The organism is Mesorhizobium sp. BH1-1-4, from assembly GCF_020165665.1.
Classification (GTDB): domain Bacteria; phylum Pseudomonadota; class Alphaproteobacteria; order Rhizobiales; family Rhizobiaceae; genus Mesorhizobium.
Genome location: NZ_JAIUIN010000002.1, coordinates 157,596 through 177,530, shown reverse-complemented (window position 1 = coordinate 177,530; position 19,935 = coordinate 157,596). Strand labels below are relative to the sequence as shown.

The window sequence follows — 19,935 nt, the reverse complement described above, 5'->3', positions numbered from 1 at the left end:
CGATGGCGCGCGTGGCAGCTTCCCGACGGTCATTCCTTGGCCACAGCTACAATCTCGTGGGCGTCGTGGCCGCGCTGGTCATCCTGGCGTGGACGCTGATCGCCATCTTCGCGCCTTACATCATTCCCCATTCGATCGGCGATATCGTCGACGACGATTATTTCGGCCCGATGCGTCAGGGCCTATGGCTCGGCTCGGACTATCTGGGCCGCGACATGCTCTCGCGGGTGCTGATGGGCGCGCGCTACACCGTCGGCATATCGCTCGCAGCCGTCGCCATCGCCTGCTTCTCGGGCGTCGTGCTGGGGATGATCGCTGCCGTCACCGGCGGCTGGCTCGACAGCTGCCTTAGCCGCTTCCTCGATGCCATGAACTCCATCCCCAGCAAGCTGTTCGGCCTTGTGGTCGTCGCCGCTGTCGGCTCGTCGATCCCGGCGCTGATCCTGACGCTCGCCGTCATCTATATTCCCGGCGCCTACCGTTTCGCGCGGGCGCTCGCGGTCAACATCAACAGCATGGACTTCATGACCGTCGCTCGCGTCCGCGGCGAAAGCACCGCCTATCTCATCGGGTCCGAGATCCTACCCAATATCATGCGCCCGGTTCTGGCCGACTTCGGCCTGCGCTTCGTCTTCATCGTGCTCTTGCTCTCAGGCCTGTCCTTCCTCGGGCTCGGCCTGCAGCCGCCGCTCGCCGACTGGGGCGCGCTGGTGCGCGAGAACATCGGCGGCCTGCCCTTCGCGGCGCCCGCGGTCATCATTCCGTCGCTGGCGATCGCCAGCCTCACCATCAGCGTCAACCTGCTGATCGACAACCTGCCGCAGAAGATCAGGGACAGGGACGCATGACCAATCTCGTCGAGGTCAGGAACCTAAGGATCGAGGCGACGACCGACGCCGGTCGTGTCGTCGAAATCATCAAGGGCGTCAGCCTCGACATCGCCGATGGCGAGATCGTCGCCCTGATCGGTGAGAGCGGTTCCGGCAAGACGACGATCGCGCTCTCGCTGATGGGCTATGCGCGGCCTGGCTGCCGGATTACCGGCGGCGAAATCAATGTCAACGGCAAGAACATGGCGGCACTTTCCGAAAAGCAGCGCGCCAGGTTGCGCGGCACCGACATTGCCTATGTTCCGCAAAGTGCCGCCGCCTCCTTCAACCCCTCGTCCACCATCATGGAGCAGGTGATCGAGGTTACGCGCATCCACGGGCTGATGTCGCCCGAGCAGGCGCGCAAGCGCGCGGTCGAGCTGTTCCGGGCCTTGTCGTTGCCGGATCCGGAAGGGATCGGCGCGCGCTACCCGCACCAGGTTTCGGGCGGGCAATTGCAGCGGCTGTCGGCGGCCATGGCGCTCATCGGCGATCCCAAGCTGATGATCTTCGACGAGCCGACGACGGCACTCGACGTGACGACGCAGATCGACGTGCTGAAGGCATTCAAGTCGGTCATTCGGGCGGGCGGAATAGCGGGGGTCTACGTTTCCCACGACCTCGCCGTCGTCGCCCAGATCGCCGACCACATCGTCGTGCTGAAGGGCGGCGAAGTGCAGGAGACAGGCACCACGGCTCAGATACTTTCGGCTGCCCAGCACCCCTATACGCGCGAACTGCTGGCTGCCTTCGAGCCGAAACCGCGGCAAGCGCATGCGGACGCGGATGCCGGGACGAAAGAGCTGCTGCGTATCGACAATGTGACCGCCGGCTACGGCGCGGTGCGGGGTGACGGACTGCCGATTATCCGCGCGGTCGATTCCGTCACCCTAGTCGTCGAGAAGGGACGCAATCTCGGCGTCATCGGCGAATCCGGCTGCGGAAAATCGACGCTGGCGCGCGTCATCGCCGGCATCCATCCGGCGGCGGCCGGCGACATCGTCTTCGACGGCAAGGAATTGGAGCGCACTGCGGGGAAACGCAGCCAGGACCAGCTGCGCGAGATGCAGATCGTGTTCCAGTATGCCGACACCGCGCTCAATCCAGCCAAGCCGGTGGAGGACATCATCTCCCGCCCGCTGGCCTTCTATCACGGGCTCGACAGACAGGCGCGCTCGAAGCGCGTCGACGAACTGCTCGACATGGTTCGCCTGCCGAGGGGCCTGCGCTATCGCCGTCCGTCGGAGCTCTCGGGCGGCCAGAAGCAACGCGTGAACTTCGCGCGCGCTCTGGCGGCCGACCCCAAGCTCATCATCTGCGACGAAATCACCTCGGCGCTCGACACGGTGGTCGCGGCCGCCGTGATCCAACTGCTCAAGGAGTTGCAGCGCGAGTTGGGCCTTTCCTATATTTTCATCAGCCACGACCTCTCCGTCGTCGAAGCGATCTGCGACGAAATCATGGTCATGTATAATGGGCAGCGGGTGGAGCAGATCACGCCCGACAAGTTGCAGGCGCCCACCCACCCCTATTCCAAGCTTCTGTTCTCCTCCGTGCCGAAGCTCGATCCGACGTGGCTCGATGGCCTCGTCCGCGATCCCGAGCTCGTCAGCCAATACGGCCATCGCTAGAGCCGCTCAGCATTTTACGGAAACGGTGAGCCGCTCTGACTACATCGGGAACAGGCTGGGCAACGGCATGTGCGCCTTGACGATGGGAGATTTCAGCACCACGAAGCTGAAATACTTGTCGATGCCGATATCCATGTCGCTCAGCCGCTCCATGATCTCCTGATACTCGCCGATGCCGGCGGCCACGAATTTCATCAAATAGTCGTAGCGGGCGGAAACGCGGTGGCATTCGACGGCCGCATCAACCTTGTCGACGGCGGCAAGGAAACGCGCGAAGTCGATCTGTCGATGGTTCTTGAGCGTGATTTCCGTGAAGACGGTGAGCGTCCGCCCCAGCTTTGCGATGTCGATCTGCGCCGAATAGCGCACGATATAGCCTTCGGCATGCAGCTTCTTTACCCGCATCAGGCAGGGGCTGGGAGAGAGATTGACCCGTTCGGCCAACTCCACATTTGTGATGCGGCCGTTCTTCTGCAGCTCGTACAGAATCTTGATGTCGATCCGATCGAGTTTCATGGCCCCATCTACAATTGCGAGCAGAGCCGGTAGGCCTCGTAGATCGACGAGTAGATGTCCCGGCTGGCCACTGCGTCTCCAATGCGGTGCAAGACGAACGATCCGGCAGCTTGCGGACCATTGTCCCGCTTCGTTGCCGTTCCCGTCATCAGCGCTATGTCGGTGACGCCGTTGTTGGCGGAGCGCGCACGCAGTTCCTGGTAGGTATCCTCCATGGGCACGGTGCCGCGCTCGACAATGAGTTGGGCCGCGGTCATTTCTGTTTCCGCACCGGTGAGTTCATGCCGGAACGTGGCGGCGATGCCGTTGCCCTGGCGCGCTGCCTTGACCAGACGCATATCGCTGACGACGCGGATGCCGCGTTCCGAGGCGCGTTTGCGGAAACTCACCCGGTCCGGATAGGGCGTCTCGATCGCCAGCGTGTCGTCCGCTATGGCCAGGCTGACCACGCGCCCGTGTTGGGCGAGATGCAGGGCGCAGGAAATTGCGGCCTGGCGTCCGGTCTCGTCGTAGATCAGCACATCGTCCTTCGCCGGCACGACCCCGGTCAGGACGTCCCATACGCTGTCGCAATGTTCAGCACCCTCCAGCCGTTCCATATCCGGAACGCCGCCGGTGGCGACGATGACCGCGTCCGGTTCCGCAGCAATGACGATTTCTGCCTCCGCATAGGTGTTGAGACGGACTTCCACTCCAAGCCGCGCGAGTTCGTCTACGCGCCAGTCGACTATGCCGATGAGATCCTTGCGATCGGACGCCGAGGCCGCGATGAGCACTTGCCCACCAAGCCGCGCCCCAGCTTCGAGCAGGCTCACTCTGTGGCCGCGCTCGGCGGCGACCCTTGCCGCTTCCATCCCGCTCGGGCCACCGCCGATCACGACCACCCGTTTCGGCGTTTCAGCCCGCATGATGGTATGGCTGATGATCGTTTCATGGCCGCTGGCCGGGTTGTGAATGCACTGCACCTTCTTGTAGAGGCAGTAGGACGCGCCGACACACGGGCGAATGCGTTCTTCTTCGCCGCGCATCACCTTGTTGACGATATGGGGGTCGGCAATATGCGCTCGGGTCATGCCGACCAGGTCGACAAGGTTCTCGCGGATGGCATGGCGGGCCGTCGCTATGTCCCGAATGCCTGCGGCATGGATCACGGGCAGCCTGGTTTCCCGTTTGAACTGTCCGACCAGCGGCAAGAACGGCGCGCTCTGGCTGAACATGCCGGGCATGTTCTGCTCAGCCAGCGACAGATCGGTGTCCATGCGGCCAAAGATGCAGTTGAAGAAGTCGATATGGCCTTCCCGCTCGAACAGCCTGGCGAAGGCAAGGCATTCCTCGAAATCCGAGCCATCCTCGACCGCCTCGTCGATCACGAACCGGATGCCGACAGCGAAGTCGTCGCCCACCGCGCGGCGGATCGCCTCGTGAACCATCAGGCCGAAGCGTGCGCGGTTTTCCAGCGAGCCGCCGAAGCCATCCGTGCGCCTGTTGGTTCTGAGCGAGAGGAATTGCCCGATCAGATGGCCGCCGGTGACGGTTTCGACGCCGTCCAGACCGCCGTCCACGCAGCGCCTAGCGGCACTGGCGTAATCCTTGATGATCCTGTCGATGTCGGCGGCGTCCATCTCCTTTGGAAAATTCCGGTTCCGCGTCTCGCGAACGCGTGACGGCGCCACCGGCGGCAGCCAGTTTCCGGCATAGGCGGTAGCGCGCCGGCCAAGGTGTGAGACCTGGCACATGATGGCAGCGCCATGGCGATGCACCCGCTGCGACAGCGACTGGAGATGAGGCACGATGCGGTCGGTCGAGAGGTCCAGCTGACCGCCGCCCCAGCTCGAGTCGGGCGACGTCATGGCCGAGCCGCCCACCATGGTCATCGCCAGGCCGCCGCGCGCTTTCTCCTCGTGGTAGCGTTGGTAGCGCTCGAGCGGCAGGCCGCCATCGTCCAGCATCGAGGCATGGCTGGTGCTGACGACGCGGTTGCGCAGCGTCAGACCCTTGAGCCGAAACGGCTGAAGCAGAGGATCGCTGGATGTGCTGCCCGCTTGAGATGCCGCTGCCTTCACGTCCTGCTCCCCCATTCATCAGGGTTATACTTCGCCATTTCCGAGATCGTAGAAAGCTTGTAAATTGTTGGGGTGGCTATACGCTGGGCGTATGGCTGGTTTCGCAAAACTCGTTCCTTCCGCGCGCGGACTGCTCGTCTTCGAAGCTGCTGTCCGGTCGGGTAGCTTCACGGCAGCGGCGCGCGAGTTCAACGTCACGCAACCATCGATCAGCCGCAGCATTGCCCAGCTCGAGGCCGATTTTGGTGTTGCTCTTTTCACGCGGGGTCCTGCGGGGTTGACCCCGACCCCGGACGGACGTGCCCTCTATTCGGCGGTGCGGGAGGGATTTGACGGCATTGCGGAGGCGATCCGCAGGATCAAGCAGAACAGCGCTGCAAAGCCGGTGGTGACTCTTTCCCTTTCGAGTTCTCTGGCAACCTATTGGTTCGTTCCGAGGTTAGGGGCATTCAACACCAGGTTTCCTGACGTCGACCTGAGGTTCGAACTGATCGCGGGCGTTCTGCGAGGACCCGCCGAGACTGTCGACCTTGCCACGAGAATCCTGGCTGATGACGACACCCACTATCACCATTGGGCATTCTCGCCGGAGATCATCGTTCCGGTGTGCAGCCCATCCTATTTGTCGGCCCACGGCCGGCTGATCCATGCCGGAACCGGGGAAGGTCATGCCTTGCTTCACCTGACCGACGCCAAGGAGCAGTGGCTGGACGCCTGGGGCAGTGTGGCGGACCGCAAGACCAGCAGGGCAAAGTGGCTCGAATTCTCGGACTACGCGGTCGTGCTTCAAGCCGCGATGAACGGGGAAGGCGTGGCGCTCGGCTGGCTCAGCAACGTTTCAAGGGCATTGCTTCAGGGAACCCTTGTCCCGGCCTCGGACAGGCAGATCAAGACGGGTCGGATCCATCAGCTGATAGCGCCGCGCTCAAGGCCGGTACGGCCTGTCGTCTCCGATATCCGCGCCTGGATGATCGCCGAGATGCAAGCCGAATTGAAGGCACTGCACCCGATATTGCGGCCGGACGCCTTGTAGCGGGCCGCAGGCGACAAGCGCGGCGCGGTCGCCGCGGACTACCTCGGAAACAGGCTGGGCAGCGGCATGTGCGCCTTGACGATCGGCGACTTCAGCACCACGAAGCTGAAATACTTGTCGATGCCGATATCCATGTCGGTCAGCCGCTCCATGATGGTCTGGTACTCGGCGATGCCGGCGGTCACGAACTTCATCAGATAGTCGTAGCCACCCGACACGAGGTGGCATTCGATGACCTGGTCGATCTTCTCAACCACGGCGAGAAAGCGGGCGAAATCCACCTGGCGATGGTTCTTCAAGGTGATTTCGGTAAACACGGTCAGCGTCTGGCCGAGCTTGCCGATATTGATCTGCGCGGAATAGCCCTCGATGTAGCCCTCCGATTGCAGTCTCTTGACCCGCATCAGGCACGGGCTTGGCGACAGGTGCACCAGATCAGCCAGTTCCACGTTGGTGATGCGGCCATTCTTCTGCAACTCGTACAGAATCTTGATATCGATCCGATCCAGTTTCACTGTCGTCTCCGCAGAACATGCCGCAGCACAAAATGCTGCCTTGCTCATAGACATTGACACTACCACGGCCCGTTGGCCTGTCCATCCAAGCGGAGAGCGCTTTGAAACGCAGCGGCTCCCGATTTTGACTGCGTTGCCGGAATAAAATTCTGCTTCGGCCGCAACTGCGGCAGCGGCTGCCTGCGCAACGCGTTAAATTGGCGCGTCAAGGCAGAGAGACCATGCGCGCACCCCTACAGAAAATCGAGACATCCGGAGACCTGCCACGGATCGCGGACGCGGTGGTGATCGGCGGCGGCATCGTCGGTATCTTCGCGGCCTACTACCTGGCACGGCGCGGCATGAAGGTGGCGCTCGTCGAAAAGGGACGCATCGGCGCCGAGCAGTCTTCCAGGAACTGGGGATGGTGCCGCCAGCAGAACCGCGACGCGCGCGAGTTGCCGATGGCGACAAGAAGCATCGACCTGTGGGGCAGCCTTGCGGCAGAGACTGGCGAAGAAACCGGCTTTCGCCGCTGCGGCCTGCTCTATCTCAGCAACGACGATGCGGAACTGGCCGGCTGGGTGCGCTGGCGTGACTTCGCCAAAACGGCTGGCGTCACGACGCATATGCTCGACGGCGCCGAGGCCTGCGAGCGGGGCCGCGCCACCGGCCGGACATGGAAGGGCGGCGTCTTCTCGCCCACCGACGGCACCGCCGATCCGTCGCGGGCAGCACCCGCGGTCGCCCGCGCCATCCTCAAGCTTGGCGGCTCCGTGCACCAGAATTGCGCCGCGCGCGGTATCGAGACCGAAGGCGGCCGCCTGAGCGGCGTGGTCACCGAAAGCGGAACGATCCGGACCAAGATGGCTGTGCTGGCCGGCGGTGCCTGGGCCTCCTCCTTTTGCCGGCAGTTCGGTTTCCGTTTTCCGCAGGCGTCGATCCGCTCGTCCATTCTGTCCGTCTCGCCAGGCGCGGAAGGTCTGCCGGATGCGCTGCACACGAAAGGGATCTCGGTCACGCGTCGCGGCGACGGCGGCTACACGCTCGCCATAAGCGGACGCGGGCGCGTGGACGTTACGCCGCAGCAGTTGCGCTTCTCCTCGCAGTTCCTGCCGATGTTCCTGAAGCGGTGGCGCAGCCTCGCGCCTGGCGGCCTGCAGGGCATGCGCTCGGGTCACGAAACGCTCCGACACTGGCGGCTCGACCAGCCGACACCGATGGAGCGGATGCGCATCCTCGACCCGGTTCCGGACCAGGCGACCATCCGCCTGGCCCACGCCCGGGCGCTCGAGCTGCTGCCGGCACTGCGCCAGACCAGGATCAGCGCGACCTGGGCCGGCTACATCGACAGCACGCCCGACGGTGTGCCTGCCATTGGCGAGATCCATATCGTTCCGGGTTTCTTTTTGGCTGCCGGGTTCTCGGGGCATGGCTTCGGCATCGGACCCGGCGCCGGGCATCTCGTCGCCGATCTGATGACCGGCTCCAAACCGATTGTCGATCCGCAATCCTATGATCCCAGGCGCTTCGACGCTTCGTCTTGGGGGAAGGTCGCCGACTTCTAGACGTGATACAGGCAGACATACCAGGTCGGCCCAGAATCGCATCAGCCGTCCCGCAGAAAGGCGCCGATAGGCGCCGGGCGGACAGGCGCTTGCCCGCGGAACCGACCAACAGCGCCAGGCGTGCAGCCGGTCTGCGCCGCGATGAGTTCGACGGCGGCCAGCTGACAATAGCGCCCCTGGCATCGCCCCATGCCGACGCGCGACAGCGATTTCACCCTGTTGGCTTCGCTACCGCCGAAATCAGTGCTCTGGCGTAGGGCCGCGGCGGTCACGTTCTCGCAGCGGCAGACGACCGCGTCGTCGGGGAGTGCCCGCGCCATCGCCGTCGACCAGGGAAAGGCGCGAGCCAGGCCGCGGGCAAAGCGTTCGAGCCGTGCGAGTTTGCGCAAATCGGACGCGGTGGAGGGCGCTGGAAATCCGAGATCGGCAAGGCACGCCACCGCGGCAAGACGCCCCGCGATCTCCGCGCCGTCTGCTCCCAGAAGACGAACTCCATCGCCCGCAAGATAGACTCCGTTGCCGGCGCGGCCCATCTCATCGGTCTTTGGCAGCCATTGCCGCCACTGCTCGTGATAAATGAAGGCACATCCCGCCAGGTCGGCGAGATGCGTCTCGGCCCGCAAGTGCCAGCCCATGCCTATCGTGTCGCATAGCGTGAGATGTTCCCTGCCGCCGGCGTCGTGCCAGCGGATCGCGGTGACACCTTTGCCGTCGGCCTCGATCCGTTCGAGCGTCACGCCGGCATGATAGCGGCCGCCGAGCCTCGCCCGCAGGGCGAGACCGCGCAGCGCGACCAGCGGCCGGGCGGCAAGGTCCCAGAGTCCCCGCATCTGCTGGCGCCGGGAAGAGGTGTCGAGCACCGCCACCACATCCGCTCCAGCCTTGACGAGTTGGGCGCCAACCAGCGTCAGCAAAGGCCCCGATCCGATCAGGACGATGCGCTGCCCCAGCGCCACGCCCTGCGCCTTGAGCGCGATCTGCGCCGCGCCAAGGCTGTAGACGCCGGCACTCTGCCAGCCCGGGACCGGAGCGACACGGTCGGATGCGCCCGTCGCAAGGATCAGGCGGTCATAGCTGACCAGCTGTACGCCGCCCTCCCCCAACACGTGCAGCCGCCCCTCCTGCAAGGCGATGACCGAGCTTGCCGCGCAATGGGTGAGGTGCCCCTCTTCGGCTAGCCGGTCGAAGAGGGCATGCAATGCGACCGCTTTCGCCGCCTCCGACCCGTAGAGCTGCTCCGGCGTGCGGACGAACCCGGCAGGTGGGCGGCGGTAGATCTGCCCGCCCGCGCGCTGCCCTTCATCGATCACCACCGGGTGGAGCCCGGCCTCGACCAGCATGGCCGCGGCCCTTATGCCGGCGGGACCGGCGCCGACGATCACGATCCGCGGCGAGGTCTCGCTCACGGCCAGCTCTCCGGCTCCGTTGTGCGCAACCGCATGCCTTCGGTGATCGGGGCCGAGCACGCGCGGATGCGCGGTCCCTCGTCCTGCCATATCCAGCAATCCTGGCAGGCTCCCATCAGGCAGAACCCGGCGCGCCACTCGGGTCCGAGCTCGGATTTTCGCAGCGCGTGTCCTGATGCCAGCATCGCGGTCAGCACGGTGTCGCCCGCCAATGCGCTACACATCTGTCCGTCGAGAAAGAAATGCAGCTGCGCCCGCCCGAATTCGGCCAGCCGGACGATGCGGCCGGCGGTGATCATTCCGCCGCCTCTCGCACCGGGCCAGGACGAGGCAGTTCCGGGAACCGTTCGCAAACAGCGTCGAACGCCTGCTGGACGCCTTCCGGCCCCGAACGCCCCTTCATGCGGCGGAAGATCTCCGTCTTGGTGAAGAACCGCCAGTGGATCGGCAAATCTCCCAGTATGGCCGTGAGCCGGTCATAGGCGGCCGGCGTCCACTGCGCTTCGTAGCCGTCGCGCTCCGGACCGAAATGGAAATGGCCGGCGGCCGGCGCCGGCCGCGCGCGCAATTGCCCCGTTGCCTGCTCGTCGATCTCGCCGCCGCGGATGACGACGCCATAGCCGTGCTCGGCCGCAGCCGGCGAGACATAGCCGCGCCGCACATCCTGCGCGACCCGCCAGGGTTCGCGTTGATGCGGATCGCCGCGCCCGCCGCCTCCGGCGGAGCGTATCTCAAGCACGTCGCCGGGCTGCAGCACAGTGGTGTCGATGTTGCCCAGCCGCCGCTCATGCTCGGTCCCTGGATTGACGATCATGTCCGACAGGCCGGCCGCCTTGCCGCCCAGCACGCCCCAGGGACGAAAGAAGCTGCGGTCGCGGTTGCGCGCCGTGATCCTGGAATCGGGGGCAAAGACACGGAAGGCCATTTCGGTCGCCAACCCGCCGCGCCAACGCCCCGCCCCGCCGCTATCCCTGGCGAGCCCGTATTTCACGAATTCGACCGGGGTCTCGGTCTCGGTGATCTCGATCGGCGTGTTCTTGAGATAGGCGGCATCCGCGCCCGATCCATTGGTTCCGTCGCGATGCGGCATCGCCCCGCCGCCGCCGACCACGGGATTCACCGCCGTGATGACGGTCCGGTAAGTGCGCTCGTCCGTGGTCATGACATTGACGATGCAGTTGTTGCCGGCCGGAGCTGCTGGCAGGCGCTCCGGCACCGTTTGCGAGAAGGCGCCGAAGATGACCGACCGCAGCCGGGCGCAGGTGAGCGAGCGCATGCCCACGGCGGCGGGGTGTACCGGGTTCAGCACGGAGCCCCGGGGCGTGATGCAGGTAAACGGCCGGGTAAGGCCGGTGTTGAGCAGGATCTTCGGGTTGAGCGTGTAGAGCACGTAGTAGACGCCAACCAGCAGCATGGTGTGTCGCGGGTCACCGCCCGAAGGCACGTTGAGCGAGGAGCCGAGCTGCGGATCGGAGCCGGTGAAGTCGAGCACCGCCTCGTCGCCCTTGATCGTCAGCGTCAGCTTCAGCCGGCACGGATTGGCCTCGACGGAATCCTCATCGGCATAGTCGCAGAAATCCCATGTGCCGTCGGGCATGGAGCGCAGCACGTCGCGCGCCTGCGCTTCCGCCTGGTCGAGAAGAGCGGAAACGCCTTCGATGAAGCCTGCCTTGCCGAACTTCCTCACCATTGCCTGGATCTTGCGCTCGCCGGTGTTGAGCGCGCCGACCAGCGCCTTGATGTCGCCGATGTTGAGGTCGGGCTTGCGCACATTGGTGCTCATGATCCGCAGGATCGTCTCGTCGAAGACGCCCTCTCTCACCAGCTTCATCGGGGGAAAGCGGATGCCTTCCTGATGGATTTCGGTCAGCGCCCGGCTGAGCGAAGCCGGCACGGCGCCACCCATATCGGTGTTGTGGATATGCCCGCCGGTCCAGGCGACGATCTCGCCATCGACGAAGACCGGCTTCCAAAGATGCGTGTCGGGCGCGTGCGTGGCGACGTGTCCGGAATAGGGATCGTTGGTGAAGGCAATATCTCCCGGCCGGTAGTCATCGACCATCGCGATCGCGCGGTGATACGAAAGCCCCGGATACCAGGTGGCGCCGAGCTCCATCGGCACGGCGAAGGTCGCGCCTGAACGGTCCATCAGCATCACGGTAAAGTCCTGCGTCTCCTTGACGAAGGCGGAGTGCGCGGTGCGGTGCAGCGTGTGCGCCATGTTCTCTGCGGCCGCGCGGGCATGGTTCGCCAGAACCTGAAGGTTTGTCCGGTCAAACAAGGCATCACTCCGGGAAGGTCAGCAAAAGGTTGAGATGGCGGTCGACCCTTGCCTGCGCTCCCGCGGGAATGGCAAAGGTGGTGTCTTCCTGAACGACCACGGCAGGCCCGTGAAACATGCTGCCCGGCACGAGGGCTTGCCGGTCGTGGAGGTCGACAGTCTCGACGCTCGCTCCCGTGTAGACGGAGAGCCGGCGCGCCGGAATGGCCGGAGCATCGACCTCGTCGATTTCCGGGAAGGAGAGTTTCGGCCCTGCGCCTATGGCCGATAGCCGGACATTCACAAGTTCGATCCCGCCCTCCGGGTCGTGGAAATCGTAGAGCCGCTCATGGGTGAGGTGGAAGGCCTGCGCGATGGCGGCCACATTGCCCTCCGCCAGCCATTCCGGCTGAATGACGACCTCGATCTCATAACTCTGCCCGACATAGCGCATGTCGCAGGTGAGACTGAGCTCCGCCGCCGCATCGTGCCCCTGCGCCGCGAGCCAGTCGCGGCCCTCGCGCGCCAACGCCTCGAAGGCTTCGCGAATTCCGGCAAGCGCCACGCCAGACAGCGGGCTGAAGATGGTGCGAATGAAGTCCCCGCGCAAATCCGCCACCAGTCCGCCCAGCGCCGACACCACACCGGGCCGGCGGGGCGCCATGACGCGCTTCATGCCGAGTTCGCGGGCAAGGAATGCGCCCAGCATCGGCCCGCCGCCGCCGAAGGGCATCAGCGTGAAATCGCGCAAGTCCACGCCGGCGCGCGAGGCAAGCTTCTCGACCTCGACGAACATCTCCGACACCGCGATGTCGAGGATCGCCTGCGCGGTCTGCTCGATGGGGCGGTCGAGCCGGGCGGCAAGCTCGCCGACCGCGCGATGCGCCAGGCCGGTGTCGATCCGCAACTGGCCATAGGCCATCTCGCTGTGACCGAGCCATCCGCACACCACCATGGCGTCCGTCACCGTCGGCCTCTCGCCGCCACGACCATAGCACGCCGGTCCTGGCGTCGAACCGGCCGATTCCGGTCCGACCCGCAGCACCCCTTGTGCATCGACACTGGCGATCGAGCCGCCGCCGACACCGATCGAGCTTACCGACACGGAGGGGATATGGAGCGGAAATTCGCCGATCAGTTCGCCGGTGCCGAATTGCGGCTCGCCATCGATAATGAGCGCGAAATCGGCCGAGGTCCCGCCAATGTCGAGGGTCAGGATCCTGTCCTCTCCGGCCTGGCGCGCCAGCCACGAGGCGCCCATGACACCGGAGGCTGTCCCCGACAAAAGCATGTTCACGCAGGCGCGCTTGCCTTCGGCAGCGTTCATCAGCCCGCCATTCGATTTGGTCAGCATGGGGCGGGCGGGTACACCGTGGTCCTTCAGCCGCTCTTCCAACGCCGTCAGATAGCCGGAGACGCGCGGATGGACATAGCCGTTGAGGATGGCGGTCGAGCTGCGCTCATATTCACGGATGACCGGCCAGACCTCGGCCGAGGAGAAGACGAACAGGTCGGGCGCAAGACGCGTGATCCTCGCCTTCACCGAAGCTTCCTGAGCGGCATTGCGCCAGGAATGGAGGAAGGACACGATGATGCCTTGCGCTCCGTTCGCTTTCGCCACCGCCACCGCCCTTTCCACCGCCGCCATGTCCGGCGCCCGGGACTCGCTGCCATCGGCACGCATGCGGGCCGGAATGCCGAAAACCATGTCGCGCGATATCAGCGGGTCCGGCCGCGAGCAGAACAGCGAATACATGTCCGGCATGCGCAGCCGCGCCAGTTCGATGACGTCCTCGAAGCCGGCATTGGTGAACAGCGCCAGCGGTGCGCCCTTGCGCTGGATGATGGTGTTGATGCCAACGGTCGTACCGTGCACGAAGCGCGTCATGCGGGCAGGATCAAAGCCTTCACGCTCGGCCAGAAGCGTGAGGCCCGTCATCAGTTCGGCACCCGGATCTTCCGGCGTCGTCAGCACTTTCAGCGAGGCGACGCGCCCCGAATTTGCTTCGAGCGCGCAGAAATCGATGAATGTGCCACCGATATCGACGCCGACCTTCCAGTCGGCTTCGTTGCTCGCCTCGTCCGCCACGATGGCACCATCCATGATGCGTCCCTTCCTGTCTGCCAACCAAAGCTGACACGACAGGATGGCCAGGGTCCAAGACGTATGACGAGCGGGACTATAAGTCTTGCTTATGCCCTTGCTCTGTCACCGCCCAGCACGGCGGAACAGGCCGCGCGGACTTGCTCGCGCATCATCTCATCGGCCCGCGAAAGCGCCCGGGTGCGCGAGGTCAGCAGCGCGATCGGAAATTCCGGCCCCGCCGCGAGCGGCCTGACGGCAAGCCCGGCAAACTGGTGCCATGGCAGCAGCGAGTCGACGAGCGCGACACCCAGGCCGGCCTGGACGAAGCCGACGGCCGAGATGGAGACGTCGATCTCGAGCGACGGCGAAAGCACCACACCCTGCGCGCGGGCAGCGTGGGCCAGTTCGTCGGCGGGACGGGTGTTTGCGCGATAGGATATCAACTCTTCGCCGGCGAGATCGGCGAGCGTCAGCTCGGTCTTCCCGGCCAACGCATGCCCCGTGGGCAGCAGGCATGAGAAGCCGACGCTGCCGATCACTTCCGCGTCGATATCGGGAGGCAGGCGGTCGTCCATGGCGACGCCGAGGCTGGCATCGCCGGCGCGCAGCATGTCGATGATCGCGGCGATCGGCGCCATGTGGGACCGTAGCAAAATGTCGGGATGCTGCGCCCGGAAGCTGGTGAAGGCGCGCGGCAAGATCGCCATGGACGGCGGCGGCGAGGCCGCGACCCGCACCAGCCCCGTCCGGCCCAGCCGAAGGTCGGTGGTCTTGCGGCGCAAGCCCTCCAGCCCCGCCGACAGCCGCTCGGCATCGGCGAAGATCTCCAGCGCCTCCGGGGTCGGCCGCAGCCGGCCCTTGACGCGCTCGAACAGCGTGAAGCCGAGTTCGTCCTCGGTGTGGATCACGATCTGGCTCAAAGCGGGTTGGGAAATGTTCAGCATCCGCGCCGCGGCGGTCACGGTGCCCGCGCGCATGACGGCGATGAACACTTCGAGCTGACGGGCCCGCATTGCCACTCCATAGGTTCGGCTTATGGCTGTTGTCCAAACTCATCTTTGACGCAATGAAGCGGTGCCGACAAGATCGGCGTCTTCAGGGAGTATCCGCTCCGCACAAGGAATAACCATGGACGTGATCGTGCTGGGCGGTGGACTGATGGGGACGGCTTCGGCCTATTTCCTCGCGAGGCGCGGCGCGCGCGTGACGCTGGTCGAGCGCAAGCGGATCGGCACCGGGGCGACCGTCGCCTCCTTCGGCAACATCCGGCGCACGGGGCGCCATCTGTCCCAGCTTCCGCTGGCCCACCGCTCGCTCAGGCTGTGGGGCGAGGCTGAAAAGATGCTTGGCCGCGACGTCGAGTTCCGCGCCACCGGCCATATCCGGCTGATCTTCGATGAAGGAAGCCTTGCCGATATGCGGGCCTATGCCCAAGCCGCGCGGCCGTGGGGGCTTGAGCTGGAAGAACTCGGCCCGCGTGAGATCCGTTCCCGGTTTCCCGGCCTCGGCCCTGACTCGATCGGAGCGTCGTTCTCTCCGCAAGATGGCAGCGGCAATCCACGGCTGATCGCACCCGCCTTTGCCGAGGCGGCCCGCAAACTGGGGGCGCAAATCATCGAGGGAGCTGAGGTCGAGAAGATCACCCACACGGGTTCTGGTTTCCTTGTCACCAGTTCGAAGGGTGCATTCGCCGCCGAGTGCCTGCTCAACACCGCCGGAGCCTGGGGCGCGCGCATTGCCGCACAGTTTGGCGAAGAGGTCCCGCTCGACGCCCGCGGTCCGCAGATGGGTGTGACCGAGCCGCTGCCGCATCGGATTCTGCCGGTGGTCGGCATCTGGACGCGCGACAAGGACCATGGCGCCTATTTGCGTCAGGTCGAGCGGGGCAACATCGTTTTCGGCGGCGCCGCCGAAAGGGTGTCGGTGAACCTCGATCCCGGCCATGCGGCCGCCGATCCCATGCGCCTTCCCCTGCAATTGCGCGCCGTCGCGCGGTTGTTGCCGGCAATCGCGCGGGTCGCGGTCATCCGTACATGGTCCGGCTGCGAGGGCTATATCAGGGACATGCTGCCGGTCATGGGCCGCTCGGCAACGACGCCAGGCCTGTTCCACGCCTTCGGCTTCAGCGGACATGGCTTCCAGCTTGGTCCGGGCGTGGGCGACGCCATGGCCGAGCTCATCGCGACCGACCGTTGCGAAACGCCGCTCGACGATTTCATGATCAACCGCTTCAGCCGCGCTGCTGCATGATGGTTACAGAGAAGAATCGGGTCGCACGAAACGGTTGTAACGCGGTCATCCGTAGCTCTATAACCCTCGACAACACTCAATGCGTTGCAGTTCGCGCTCGCTCATCGATGACCGGTTTTGGGATCAGTGCTTTGCTGCCCTGAACGAATATGTGAGGCGCAAAGCTTCCGTTCAAAACGTAGCACACTTGGAGTCGTGCTGACGCGCCATGGCGCACTTGCCAGAAGTCGATGCCTTCAAAGCTATTCAAAAACCGAATCTAGTATCCCACTTTGTCCATAAGCAACCGCATTTCGGGCTGAGGCGCGACGCAGAAAGTTCGAAAAGCTTCCAGGAACCCCAGCCAAAATTCGATAGCACTCATCACTCCGATCCTCGGTATATGTGATGGCGGCTCGCGCGTTCACGGCTAAGCTTCTTGAAGATTCCCGCACGAGCCCGCCCGATGGTCACTGACACCGAGTTCATCCGCGAAAGCATCAGCCAGGGCTGCGTGATGCTTGCCGATGACGAGTTCTCCATCGACAGGCTGGTGAAATATGTCGGCAACGGGAGGGTGCGGTGGCACGTCGAGTTTCGTGGGCATCGCATTGAGTTCACGACCGGCCAGCTCAAGAAGCAACCTACCTTCCGAAGGAAGGTGCTCGAACAGGCCGGTGTCCTGCCGCCGCAGCGTGCCGGGGCCAGCTACAGGCGATGGGCTATCGACCTGCGAAAGAATGCCGTCGAACTTCCCTGGCGGGATAGGCCGGTCGATGCCGGTTTCGCCGTAGACGGGCTTGTCAGCCATGGCGGCGACCGCTGGACTGTTGACTACCAAGGCAAGGCAATCAAGTTCACGACGACCAAACTCCGCCGGCAAACCAGTTTCCGCAAGAGGATGCTGCTCAAGGCCAAGGTGCTGCCGCCGCGGTTGGACGCGGCTGCCTATCGGAAGTGGATGGACTGGCTGATTCAAAACGCGGCGGAGGCTGCTCCGCAGCCCGGCGATGAAGTGATGACCGAGAAAAGCTGGCTTGACGACCTGCCGAACCTGGCTGGCTGGCGAAACGAACCGGCGCCCGGAGGGACAAAATAAGGGCGGCGGGCCAGAAAGGAATCTGGTCTGGATTGCAATCGACAACAGTTGGAACGAGAATTCATGGACCGCTTTGACCTTGGCACCTACCGACGCTCGATCTCCACCCGCTCCGCCGAGACCCAGCGCTGGTTCGATATCGGGCTCAACTGGTGCTACGGCTTCAACCACGAGGAAGGCATCAAGTGCTTTGAGAAGGCGCTGGAGACCGATCCGGATTGCCCGATGGTCCACTGGGGCATCTCCTACGCGGCCGGGCCTTTCTACAATCTCACCTGGAAGGAGCATGGCGAAGCCGAGGCCGAGAGTGCGACCAGGCGCTGCTTCGAGCACGTCCAGTTGGCGCGTGCCAGCGTGGCCGCCGCTGGCGACGTCGAAAGGCAACTGATCGAAGCGCTGGCTTGCCGCTTCCAGAAGCCGCACCGGGTGAGCCCGCGGGAATTCGAGCTGTGGGATGATGCCTATGCCGCCGCGATGCGGCGGGTCTATCAGAACTTTCCCGACGATCATGACGTGATGGCGCTTTTCGTCGAGGCGATGATGATGCGGACCGTGCGGCGCCTGTGGGACCTCAAGACCGGTGAACCGGCGCCTAATTCCGATGTCGTCGAGGCGCTGGACGTCTGCGAGTGCTCGATCCGGCTCGCCGACGAGGCCGGCATCGCCCAGCATCCGGCGATCGTCCATTTGCACATCCATCACCTGGAAATGTCCACTATGCCCGAACGCGGTATCCGCTCGGCCGACCTGCTCGGCGAGATGTGCCCCGATGCCGGGCACATGAACCACATGCCGGGGCATATCTATGTGCTGTGCGGAGATTATGAGAAGGCCAGGCTTGCCAGCGAGAAGGCGGTGCGCGCCAACGACCTTTATCTCGCCTATGCGGATGAGCCGACCTACTACCTGCTCGGCTGCTGCCACGATCTGCACCTGATGATGTTCACCTCCATGTTGTCAGGCCAATACCGCCCGGCACGGTGGGCCGCGAACGAGGTGCGCCGCCTGGTGACGCGCGATGTGGTCAGCATGCCCGACCGGCCAAAGCTCACCCAGACGGTCGAAGGCTATCACGCGATGAAATCGCATGTTGAGGTGCGCTTCGGCCGCTGGCGGGAGATCATCGACGAGCCGATGGCAGCGGAGCCGGGTCTCTATGTGCTGACCGCTGCCATGCAGCACTACGCCAAGGGCGTCGCGCATGCGACGCTGAGACAGTTCGCCGAAGCCGAGCGGGAGCGAGAACGGTTCCACCTGCATCTCGAAGGCATCCCAGCCGAGCGCCGTTTTCTCAGCAACCCGGCCCGCGCCTCGCTTGCCGTCGGTGCCGCCTTGCTCGACGGTGAGCATGCCTATCATCAGGGCCGGCACGAGGAGGCCTATGGCCATCTCAGGCGCGCGGTCGAGCTGGACGACAATCTGTCCTACACCGAGCCGTGGGCCTGGATGCACCCGCCGCGCCATGCGCTGGCGGCACTGCTTCTCGACCAGGGTCATGCAGCGGAAGCCGAGCAGGTCTATCGCGACGATCTGGGTCTGAGCGGCAAGGTGCAGCGCTGCGCCCAGCACCCGGACAATGTCTGGGCGCTGCACGGGCTGGTAGAATGTTTGAGCCGGCGCGGCGAGGCTGAAGAATTGCCGGCGATGCAGTCAAGGCTTGCCACGGCGCTGGCTAGGGCCGATGTGCCGATCACTTCGTCCTGCCTGTGCCGGACGAGCGTGCAATCAGGGGCAAGCTGCTGTCATTGAGGGCACCGACCCACCATTGGCAGGGTCGGCGCCTCTACCAGCGTCGGAATCAGGCCAGCCACTTCTCATAGTCGGCCACCAGAAGGTGGAGGGGAGCGACGTCCTCTTCGATGTTGGAGAAGCGGCCGATGGGCTCGCGGAAGACATTGTCGGTGAGATCGTCGTTGACGGTCGAGACCTCGCCGATCAGCACGTCCTTGCCCTCGGCCCAGAAGGCATGCCAGACGCCAGGCATCAGCGTGACGCTCTGACCCGGATCGAGCTTCAGGAGCCCGCCCGCCGGCAGCCTGTGGATGGTGCCGTCGACAGGCACCGAAACCTCGGCCCTGGGGTCGATGCCGCCGTCGCGGTCATGCATGAACAGTTCCAGCACCAGCTTGCCGCCACCACGGTTGATGATGTCCTCGGCCTTGACGTTGTGGCGGTGCATCGGCGACAGCTGGTCCTTGCGCGAGATCATGATCTTCTCGGCGTAGAGCATGCCCATGCCCTTCTTCATGTCCTCGTAGCGGCCATTGCGGGTGGTGAACAGGAACAGGCCGAGTTCGTGGAACTTCTCCTGGCCGTAATCGGTGATATCCCAGCCCATCCGCGAGGTGTGGATGGCCGAGGAGTCGACCTGGCGCGCCTTCATTTCTTCCGGCGACCAGTAGGCGAAGGGCGGCATGACGTAGCCGAACGAGCGGATGAAAGCGTCGGCTTCGCGGATGATTTCGTTGATGGCGGAGCGTTTCATGATCGTGACCCTTCGTGTCGATTTTTCCGTCAATCGCATAGCCGAACGCCGCTGCGGTGTCGATCCATCTTGCCTGTTCGAGCCTTGCCCATTCGAGCCTTGCGCGTCCCGCGCATGGCCCACCGATCCAGCCTGCTGGCCGCGTGACATCGCCGGCTTTCAGGCCCATAACGCCTGCGGACTCCACGGGATATAG

The 19,935-nt window shown here is 64.5% G+C and carries 16 protein-coding genes; 7 read left to right on the top strand and 9 right to left on the bottom strand.

The annotated features are described in order from the left end of the window. The first annotated feature begins 2 nt into the window (after window positions 1-2). Both LB569_RS04490 and LB569_RS04485 read left to right on the top strand, forming a co-directional pair. On the top strand, window positions 3-848 hold the full coding sequence (locus LB569_RS04490; protein WP_140806886.1) for an ABC transporter permease: 846 nt from the start codon (window positions 3-5) through the stop codon (window positions 846-848). Next, window positions 845-2,500 (top strand): ABC transporter ATP-binding protein, encoded by a 1,656-nt coding sequence (locus LB569_RS04485; RefSeq protein ID WP_224691267.1) that lies wholly within the window; start codon window positions 845-847, stop codon window positions 2,498-2,500. Before LB569_RS04490 ends, LB569_RS04485 begins: the two co-directional genes overlap by 4 nt. A 39-nt stretch (window positions 2,501-2,539) precedes the next feature. Here the strand turns inward: LB569_RS04485 and LB569_RS04480 are convergent, their stop codons facing one another. Further along, on the bottom strand, window positions 2,540-3,016 hold the full coding sequence (locus tag LB569_RS04480; RefSeq protein WP_128308402.1) for an Lrp/AsnC family transcriptional regulator: 477 nt from the start codon (window positions 3,014-3,016) through the stop codon (window positions 2,540-2,542). A gap of 8 nt (window positions 3,017-3,024) precedes the next feature. Next, complete coding sequence (locus tag LB569_RS04475; RefSeq protein ID WP_224691266.1) at window positions 3,025-5,094, bottom strand: NADH:flavin oxidoreductase; 2,070 nt, start codon at window positions 5,092-5,094, stop codon at window positions 3,025-3,027. 76 nt (window positions 5,095-5,170) lie between these two features. Between LB569_RS04475 and LB569_RS04470 the strand changes: the two genes are divergently transcribed. Next, window positions 5,171-6,112: a LysR substrate-binding domain-containing protein gene (locus LB569_RS04470; protein ID WP_224691265.1), complete on the top strand. Its 942-nt coding sequence runs from the start codon at window positions 5,171-5,173 to the stop codon at window positions 6,110-6,112. Between the two features lie 38 nt (window positions 6,113-6,150). Here the strand turns inward: LB569_RS04470 and LB569_RS04465 are convergent, their stop codons facing one another. After that, on the bottom strand, window positions 6,151-6,627 hold the full coding sequence (locus LB569_RS04465; protein WP_127327820.1) for an Lrp/AsnC family transcriptional regulator: 477 nt from the start codon (window positions 6,625-6,627) through the stop codon (window positions 6,151-6,153). A 221-nt stretch (window positions 6,628-6,848) separates the two neighbouring features. Between LB569_RS04465 and LB569_RS04460 the strand changes: the two genes are divergently transcribed. Further along, window positions 6,849-8,174 carry an NAD(P)/FAD-dependent oxidoreductase gene (locus LB569_RS04460; protein WP_224691264.1) on the top strand — a complete coding sequence of 442 codons (1,326 nt, stop codon included), beginning with the start codon at window positions 6,849-6,851 and terminating at the stop codon, window positions 8,172-8,174. Window positions 8,175-8,215: 41 nt separating this feature from the next. On the opposite strand, the gene LB569_RS04455 is transcribed toward LB569_RS04460, so the two are convergent. From LB569_RS04455 to LB569_RS04435, 5 genes are all read right to left on the bottom strand, one after another. Further along, the gene (locus tag LB569_RS04455; protein ID WP_224691263.1) at window positions 8,216-9,580 is read right to left on the bottom strand and encodes an FAD-dependent oxidoreductase; all 1,365 of its coding nucleotides are present in this window, start codon (window positions 9,578-9,580) and stop codon (window positions 8,216-8,218) included. Continuing rightward, window positions 9,577-9,879, bottom strand: coding sequence for a (2Fe-2S)-binding protein (locus tag LB569_RS04450; RefSeq protein WP_140809122.1), 303 nt, complete (start codon window positions 9,877-9,879; stop codon window positions 9,577-9,579). Before LB569_RS04450 ends, LB569_RS04455 begins: the two co-directional genes overlap by 4 nt. Further along, the gene (locus LB569_RS04445) at window positions 9,876-11,861 is read right to left on the bottom strand and encodes a hydantoinase B/oxoprolinase family protein (RefSeq protein ID WP_224691262.1); all 1,986 of its coding nucleotides are present in this window, start codon (window positions 11,859-11,861) and stop codon (window positions 9,876-9,878) included. The genes LB569_RS04450 and LB569_RS04445 overlap by 4 nt, the downstream gene beginning before the upstream one ends. Before the next feature lie 4 nt (window positions 11,862-11,865). Then, window positions 11,866-13,944 carry a hydantoinase/oxoprolinase family protein gene (locus tag LB569_RS04440; RefSeq protein ID WP_224691261.1) on the bottom strand — a complete coding sequence of 693 codons (2,079 nt, stop codon included), beginning with the start codon at window positions 13,942-13,944 and terminating at the stop codon, window positions 11,866-11,868. 89 nt (window positions 13,945-14,033) lie between these two features. Continuing rightward, the gene (locus tag LB569_RS04435; RefSeq protein ID WP_224691260.1) at window positions 14,034-14,939 is read right to left on the bottom strand and encodes a LysR family transcriptional regulator; all 906 of its coding nucleotides are present in this window, start codon (window positions 14,937-14,939) and stop codon (window positions 14,034-14,036) included. A 115-nt stretch (window positions 14,940-15,054) separates the two neighbouring features. On the opposite strand from LB569_RS04435, the gene LB569_RS04430 reads away from it, so the two are divergent. The 3 genes from LB569_RS04430 (at window position 15,055) to LB569_RS04420 (ending at window position 19,003) form a co-directional block, all read left to right on the top strand. After that, window positions 15,055-16,176, top strand: coding sequence for an NAD(P)/FAD-dependent oxidoreductase (locus tag LB569_RS04430; RefSeq protein WP_224691259.1), 1,122 nt, complete (start codon window positions 15,055-15,057; stop codon window positions 16,174-16,176). A gap of 445 nt (window positions 16,177-16,621) precedes the next feature. Continuing rightward, complete coding sequence (locus LB569_RS04425) at window positions 16,622-17,254, top strand: hypothetical protein (protein WP_224691258.1); 633 nt, start codon at window positions 16,622-16,624, stop codon at window positions 17,252-17,254. Between the two features lie 63 nt (window positions 17,255-17,317). Beyond that, entirely contained in the window at window positions 17,318-19,003 is a 1,686-nt protein-coding gene (locus LB569_RS04420; RefSeq protein ID WP_224691257.1) for a hypothetical protein, read from the top strand. Between the two features lie 49 nt (window positions 19,004-19,052). Here LB569_RS04420 and LB569_RS04415 read toward each other — a convergent pair whose 3' ends face one another. Next, window positions 19,053-19,739: a D-lyxose/D-mannose family sugar isomerase gene (locus LB569_RS04415; RefSeq protein WP_140707003.1), complete on the bottom strand. Its 687-nt coding sequence runs from the start codon at window positions 19,737-19,739 to the stop codon at window positions 19,053-19,055. Window positions 19,740-19,935 lie beyond the last annotated feature (196 nt).

Excerpts from the sequence above, each read along its gene's own strand:
- LB569_RS04490 (WP_140806886.1), top strand. The coding sequence starts at position 3 with ATGGCGCGCGTGGCAGCTTCCCGACGGTCATTCCTTGGCCACAGCTAC.
- LB569_RS04485 (WP_224691267.1), top strand. The coding sequence starts at position 845 with ATGACCAATCTCGTCGAGGTCAGGAACCTAAGGATCGAGGCGACGACC.
- LB569_RS04480 (WP_128308402.1), bottom strand. The coding sequence starts at position 3,016 with ATGAAACTCGATCGGATCGACATCAAGATTCTGTACGAGCTGCAGAAG.
- LB569_RS04475 (WP_224691266.1), bottom strand. The coding sequence starts at position 5,094 with ATGGGGGAGCAGGACGTGAAGGCAGCGGCATCTCAAGCGGGCAGCACA.
- LB569_RS04470 (WP_224691265.1), top strand. The coding sequence starts at position 5,171 with ATGGCTGGTTTCGCAAAACTCGTTCCTTCCGCGCGCGGACTGCTCGTC.
- LB569_RS04460 (WP_224691264.1), top strand. The coding sequence starts at position 6,849 with ATGCGCGCACCCCTACAGAAAATCGAGACATCCGGAGACCTGCCACGG.
- LB569_RS04450 (WP_140809122.1), bottom strand. The coding sequence starts at position 9,879 with ATGATCACCGCCGGCCGCATCGTCCGGCTGGCCGAATTCGGGCGGGCG.
- LB569_RS04440 (WP_224691261.1), bottom strand. The coding sequence starts at position 13,944 with ATGGATGGTGCCATCGTGGCGGACGAGGCGAGCAACGAAGCCGACTGG.
- LB569_RS04435 (WP_224691260.1), bottom strand. The coding sequence starts at position 14,939 with ATGCGGGCCCGTCAGCTCGAAGTGTTCATCGCCGTCATGCGCGCGGGC.
- LB569_RS04430 (WP_224691259.1), top strand. The coding sequence starts at position 15,055 with ATGGACGTGATCGTGCTGGGCGGTGGACTGATGGGGACGGCTTCGGCC.
- LB569_RS04425 (WP_224691258.1), top strand. The coding sequence starts at position 16,622 with ATGGTCACTGACACCGAGTTCATCCGCGAAAGCATCAGCCAGGGCTGC.
- LB569_RS04420 (WP_224691257.1), top strand. The coding sequence starts at position 17,318 with ATGGACCGCTTTGACCTTGGCACCTACCGACGCTCGATCTCCACCCGC.
- LB569_RS04415 (WP_140707003.1), bottom strand. The coding sequence starts at position 19,739 with ATGAAACGCTCCGCCATCAACGAAATCATCCGCGAAGCCGACGCTTTC.